At 63.9% G+C, this 6,119-nt stretch carries 6 protein-coding genes; 3 read left to right on the top strand and 3 right to left on the bottom strand.

Annotation, left to right across the window (positions count from 1 at the left end; translation table 11 throughout):
• The first annotated feature begins 79 nt into the window (after positions 1-79).
• Positions 80-850 carry a VOC family protein gene (locus ABEI27_RS12855; protein WP_375799803.1) on the top strand — a complete coding sequence of 257 codons (771 nt, stop codon included), beginning with the start codon at positions 80-82 and terminating at the stop codon, positions 848-850.
• 18 nt (positions 851-868) lie between these two features.
• On the opposite strand, the gene ABEI27_RS12850 is transcribed toward ABEI27_RS12855, so the two are convergent.
• Together ABEI27_RS12850 and ABEI27_RS12845 are read right to left on the bottom strand one after the other, a co-directional pair.
• A complete protein-coding gene (locus ABEI27_RS12850; RefSeq protein WP_375799802.1) occupies positions 869-3,046 on the bottom strand; it encodes an amino acid permease in 2,178 nt (725 codons plus the stop codon).
• Entirely contained in the window at positions 3,043-3,465 is a 423-nt protein-coding gene (locus tag ABEI27_RS12845) for an NAD-binding protein (protein WP_375799801.1), read from the bottom strand. Before ABEI27_RS12845 ends, ABEI27_RS12850 begins: the two co-directional genes overlap by 4 nt.
• A 216-nt stretch (positions 3,466-3,681) precedes the next feature.
• Here ABEI27_RS12845 and ABEI27_RS12840 point away from each other — a divergent pair, with 216 nt between their 5' ends.
• On the top strand, positions 3,682-4,173 hold the full coding sequence (locus ABEI27_RS12840; RefSeq protein ID WP_375799800.1) for an Lrp/AsnC family transcriptional regulator: 492 nt from the start codon (positions 3,682-3,684) through the stop codon (positions 4,171-4,173).
• Positions 4,174-4,212: 39 nt separating this feature from the next.
• Here ABEI27_RS12840 and ABEI27_RS12835 read toward each other — a convergent pair whose 3' ends face one another.
• Positions 4,213-4,497 (bottom strand): DUF5779 family protein, encoded by a 285-nt coding sequence (locus ABEI27_RS12835; protein ID WP_375799799.1) that lies wholly within the window; start codon positions 4,495-4,497, stop codon positions 4,213-4,215.
• A gap of 347 nt (positions 4,498-4,844) precedes the next feature.
• On the opposite strand from ABEI27_RS12835, the gene ABEI27_RS12830 reads away from it, so the two are divergent.
• Positions 4,845-6,089 (top strand): LeuA family protein, encoded by a 1,245-nt coding sequence (locus ABEI27_RS12830; RefSeq protein WP_375799804.1) that lies wholly within the window; start codon positions 4,845-4,847, stop codon positions 6,087-6,089.
• The last annotated feature ends 30 nt before the right edge of the window (positions 6,090-6,119 follow it).

Here is a 6,119-nt window from a genome sequence, read left to right as displayed (position 1 = left end):
GACTGAACGCCTCCATCCGTGAGGCCGAGAACGGCTCGTCAGCGCTACCTCTTTGCCCATTGCGGTCCGACACGCCCGTATGCTCAGCGGACTCGGCCGTCTCGGTCTCGAAGTGAAAGATCTTGCAGCCGCCCGCTCGTTCTACGAGGATCGACTCGGACTCGTCCCCGCAGACATCAGCCCCGACTCGGAGGTTCACTACGACGTGGGCTTCGACGCCGGAGACAGTGCGGGCGCGGACGCGGTGGAGACTCCACCCGGTACCAGACTCGTCTTGCGTCGTCCGATGGGCCGACCCCGCGGTGGCGTGCACACGCACTACGCGTTTTCGACGTCGCGAGCGGCCTATCCACGGTGGCGATCGCGTCTCGCGGATCTCGACCCCGTGGAGTTCTCTTTCGGCTCCACCACGTCACTGTACGTCTACGACCCGGCGGGAAACTGTGTCGAGATCGGCGGCTTTCACGACAGTCTGGACGGCGACACTTCGGGGGAAGCGAACGACGCTCCGCCGCTTTCGGGCCTCTTCGAGGTCGTCCTCGAAGTGACTGACCTCAGCCGAGCAGAAGACCGGTACCGACGGCTCGGGTTCGAGACCGTCGACCACGGCGAGGACCGCCGGCGAGTTCGGCTGTCTGGCCCGGTCGACCTGGAACTCTGGGAACCACAACTCGGCATCGCCGACGGCCGCGGCGGCCTCCACGTCGATCTGCTGTTCCGGACGGCCGATCCCGATGCCGTCGTCGAAGCGGGCCAACCGTGGGCCGCCGGCCCGACGGCCGTCGATGGCGGCCTCCGCGTCGTCGACGATGACGGGCACGTCCTGACGTTCTGTGACAGCCGGTCCTAATTGCGAAACACTCGCTGGTCAGAACGCCAGTCGCTCCAGGAATCGCCGCCAGAGCGACGGTTGGCGTGATTCGCGCGGGTAGACCGTAATCGTCGTACAGCCCGGTGACGGCAGGGTCGGTTGATCGTCGAACAGGAGGCCGTGGACCCCGCCGTCGGTCCCCCGACGCACTACGAGATCTGGGGGTGCCAACCGTCCCCCATCCGGCCTGAACGGCTCCGTCCGAACGGGAACCGAGAGCAGCGCAGCGAGTTCGGACTGGTACTCGTCGATCGTCCGTGCGTACTGATCAGTGCGGTTCTGCCCGGGCGGATACCGGAGCGACACGTCGCCCCCGTTCGCTTCGGCGATGGCTCCGGCGACGTTCACCGCCACCGGCGGGTACGGACCGCTCTCGCCCGAAAGCGACACCTGTGCGGGGTCGTCGTAACCGAGGTTGTCCACGAGCAGCACGTCGCAGGGGGCGTGTCGCACGATCCAGTCGATCGGATCACCGATCAGTCGAGATCGGAGCCGGAGCGGTTCGTGTTCCGCAACAATCGAGTCGACGCCGCGGTCGGCCGCAAAGTTGACCACCGCGTGTTTGGTGTCGTGGCTCACGATCTCGTCGGCCTCGATGTCGATATCGAGTTCCGTAGCAAGCGCCTCCATCCGGGACTCGTAGGAGAGATCCGACGAGGACTGTGTCGTCACGTCCTCGGTGAGCGGGACCTGATCGGGGATCTCCTGGAACCGAACGGCGACCACCCGGCCGCCGTCCCGACGGACGAGATCGGCCGCAATCTCGACCAGCGAGCGCTCGCGTCCCTCGTCGACGTTCTTCGTGAGCGCGACGAGCACTTCCCGTGGCACGTCGTTAACGACGGATTCCGTCTCAGTGATCACGTCCCGGCCGATGCGACGCCGAACAGCGTCAGTCGCGGCCCCTTCGCGGCTCACGCGTGGCCGGACGTACAGGAAGTACCAGGCGACGCTTCCGACCGTGATAACGACCGCGCCGACGAGGGCGACCGTTCCCATTTGTGTCAACAGGAGGATTCCGGTGATCGCCCCGAAGACCTGAACCCAGGGATACAGCGGCGAGGTGAACTCCGGTTCGTACTCCGTGCTCCCCTCGCGGAAGGCGACGACGGCCAGATTGATGAGCGCGAACACCAGAATCTGGAACCCGCTGGCGAGTTTTGCGATCTCGAGGATCGGCACGAACGCGATGAGCATCAGCAGGACCGCGCCAGTGAGCGTGATCGAGGTCACCGGGGTTCCGAACCGCTCGCTGACCGTCGATAGCGACGGCGGCGCGAGCCGATCCCGGCTCATCGCGAATGGATACCGAGACGAGGAGAGGATCCCCGCGTTCGCCGTCGAGATGAGAGCGAGGATGGCCGCGAGAATGACCGCGATGACCCCGGCTTGCCCGAGAGTTGCCTCCGCGGCGACAGCCACGGGTGTCAGCGTCCCGGCGACGCTCCCCGGATCGGTTACTCCGACCAGTACCGCAACGATTGCGACGTACAACAGCGTCGTGAACACGAGCGAGCCGAGAATCCCCAGCGGGATATTCCGGCCCGGGTTCTCGACCTCCTCGGCGACGCTAGCCACCTTCGTGACGCCGGCGTATGAGACGAACACCAGCCCCGTGGCTGCCAGCAGTCCGCCGATACCGGACCCGAAGAAGTCGACGTAGTTAGCCGACTGCACGCCGGGAGCGCTCCCCGCAGCGAACCATCCCAAGGCGGCCAGCATCACGACCACGATGGCGACCTGGAGCCGTCCCGTCTGCTTCGCTCCGACGACGTTGATGAGGATCAACACCGCAGCGAGTCCCAGTGCGACCGGTTTCAACGGGAGATCGAACAGCAAGAGCAAGTAGGGAACGCCGCCCACGAGCGCGAGCGCGCCCTTGAACGAGAGCGAGAACCACGTGCCGATTCCGGCGACCGTCCCGAGCAGGGGCCCCATCCCTCGCTCGATGTAGATGTACGTCCCCCCGGCCTCTGGCATCGCGGTCGCCATTTCGGATTTCGAGAGCGCGGCCGGAACGACGAGCAGTCCAGCGAGCGCGTAGGCGACGATCACCGCGGGCCCGGCGATTTCCAGCGCGAGCGCGGGAAGGATGAAGATACCACTACCGATCATTGCGCCGATGCTGATTGCCAGCACCGAAGGGAGTCCCAGATCTCGCTCCAGTTCCTTCATACGACCTCACCAACTGCCTCGGACAGCACCGTCGTCACGCAGAGGGGCTCGTGCCCCGCGTCGGCGAAGGCCGTGCGTCGGCTCGGGTCGTTGACCAGGGCGAGAACGCGTTGGACATCGAACCGGACCCGCACGAGTTGGGCGATGAGCAGGTTTCGACGGTCTCTGGACGTTGCGACGATCACCGTCGATGCGTCCTCGATGCCGGCCTCCGCGAGTACCTCTGCGGCAGCCGGATCCCCGGTGACGCCCGGAATCCCTTCCGGCGGCGACGGTTCGTCGACGATCACTACTCGCTGCCCTTCGGTTCGTAACCGTTCGGCGATGGCGACCCCGACGTGGTCGCCACCGAGGATGTAGTGCGTCGCCGCTGCGGCGTCGGCGGTGTCTGTTCCGTTGGATGGAGTCGGGTTCATCATTGTTGGGTCCTCGTGTCGTCGGTTGCCCGGCTACACACCAGCATATATGACGGGAAGCAATAAATTAGTCGGTTATTTTGACGACTCGTCAATTGAAACTGTCTAAACATCATATACCGTCATCAATAATGGAAAATTCGTCTATCGTCGGTGGCGGGCGTCTCGACGGGCGACTGAATAGGACTATATTCCTCCAGAGAAGCAGTCCTATCATCGATGAAAGATGGTGAACTGGATTCCATCGACAAACACATTCTGTACTACCTTCAGCAGGATGCGAGAGCCACCTCGTCGACTGACATCGCGGAGAAACTCGATCTGTCTTCCAGCACGGTTCGAACCCGTCTCAACAAACTGGAGGAGAGCGGGATCATCCGTGGATACCACATCGACATCGACTACGATCTCGCTGGCTACCCGCTGTACACCAAGATTATCTGCACTGCGCCGGTTCCCAAGCGAGACACGCTCGCGGAATCGGCCCGAGAGATCCCCGGTGTGACGGCCGTCAGAGAGATTATGACCGGCGAGCGAAACATCTACGTCAACGCCATCGGCCGAGATCACGACGAACTGAATCGGATCAGCAAGGAACTGGACGAACTCGGACTCAGTATCGTCGACGAGCAGTTGATCCGAGACGAGTACGTCTGCCCGTATCACGGGTTCCTCGACGACGAGGAACTGCCCGACGACGAAGGGATGTGATCCCGTCGTGGCCCGGCCGGGGAACGTCGGCAGCGACGGTTACAACCGATCGGTGTCAATCTCCAGCCCTGGGGGCGCGACGACCAGGAACCGACGGAAGTGTGTCAGACTCCCGCCTAACTCCTTGATCGGCCGGGCGAAGCCGTTTGCGAGTTCGTTCAGGTCCCCCTCGACCGCGAGGACCAGCACGCTCCCACCCTCGACGGCTTCGATCCACTCTCGATCCGGCGTCGACCCGTTGAGGACGCCCAGGACCACGTCGCCGTCTACTGCTTCGTCGAGGTGCTCTTCGGCCTCCGAGAGGTTCAGTTTGAAATCGCTCATACCCACTGCAACGGAAAGCGGGACGAAAAGCGTTCGGACGCCACTCGGTGAGACGACACCGGACGGGAGTGTGAATCCGGGCTCGACCGATCGTTCACTTCTGCCCCGCGCGCGACCACTTTCGGTGGGCGTTCGCCCGGTTCTGCGGCAGTACTTGCGGCGGGAGCGCGATGATACCACACCGTTTGAGATGGGTCGACCGGCCCGTGCGCCATTCGGCTCCACCGACCTCGATAGCGATATATTCCCGCTAGCGCTCCTCTCTGGAGGTTTCTGCCTGGTTTAGGGTCCCGGTCAGTCTGCGGTCCACAGCGAAACCCTTTAATATCTATCCGGATAGGCATCAGATACAATGTCTAACGACGATATGGAGGCTCAGTCGGACACCCCGGCTGGTCGAGTTCTTCCAGGGCACTTTAGCCCAAATAACTGAATCCGAGATCGACGAGGTACGGATTTTCGACACGACGCTCCGGGACGGTGAACAGTCACCACGTACGTCGTTCAGCTACGAGGAGAAGCGGAACATAGCGGCAACGCTGGACGAGATGGGGACGCACGTCATCGAGGCGGGGTTCCCGGTCAACTCTGACGCGGAGTTCGAATCCGTGAGTGACATCGCCTCCGGGACGGACACGACCGTCTGTGGCCTTGCGCGCGTCGTCGACAAAGACGTCGAGGCCGCGCTGGACTCGGGCGTGGAACTGGTCCACGTGTTCGTCAGCACGAGCGACGTCCAACTGGCCGACTCGATGCACGCCTCTCAACAGGAGGCGGTCGATCGGGCGGTGACGTGCGTCGAGCGCGTGAAAGACGCGGGTGTCGAAGTAATGTTCTCTCCGATGGACGCCACCAGGACCGACATCGACTTCCTAGCGGAGATTCTCTCCGCGGTCGACGAGGCGGGCGTCGACTGGGTCAACATCCCGGACACGACCGGGGTCGCGACCCCGACGCGCTTCGGCGAGATGGTTCGCGAGGTACGCAAGTACACCGACGCGGACATCGACGTCCACGCGCACGACGATTTCGGACTGGCGGCCGCAAACGCGATGGCTGGTTACGAGGCGGGCGCATCGCAGGCGCAAGTCTCGGTCAACGGTATCGGCGAGCGCGCCGGCAACGCCGCGTTCGAGGAAGTCGTGATGTCCGCCGAATCGCTTTATGACGTCGACACGGGGATCGACACCACCCGAATCACCGAACTGTCGCGAATGGTCGAGGAGGCGAGCGACATCCCGGTCCCGGCGAACAAGCCGGTCGTGGGACGGAACGCCTTCTCACACGAGAGCGGCATCCACGCCGCGGGTGTCATCGAGAACTCCGACACCTTCGAGCCGGGCGTGATGACCCCGGAGATGGTCGGCGCCCAGCGCGAGTTCGTCCTCGGCAAGCACACCGGTACGCACTCCGTCCGCAAACGGCTGGAGGAGTCCGGTTTCACGCCGACAGACGCGGACGTCCGCGAGGTCACCCGCCGCGTTAAGGATTTCGGCGCAGAGAAAGAGCGCGTCACCGTCGACGTCCTGACCCGATTCGCCCGCGAGCAGGGCGTCGACCGCGCGGACGAGGAGGAGGAGGTCCGCGCCTGATGGCGCGCGCCCCGTTCGCTCGCTTTCCCG

The organism is Halobellus sp., assembly GCF_042218505.1.
In the GTDB taxonomy this organism is placed as follows: Archaea; Halobacteriota; Halobacteria; order Halobacteriales; family Haloferacaceae; genus Haloquadratum.
This window is presented reverse-complemented; position numbering and strand designations above follow the sequence as displayed.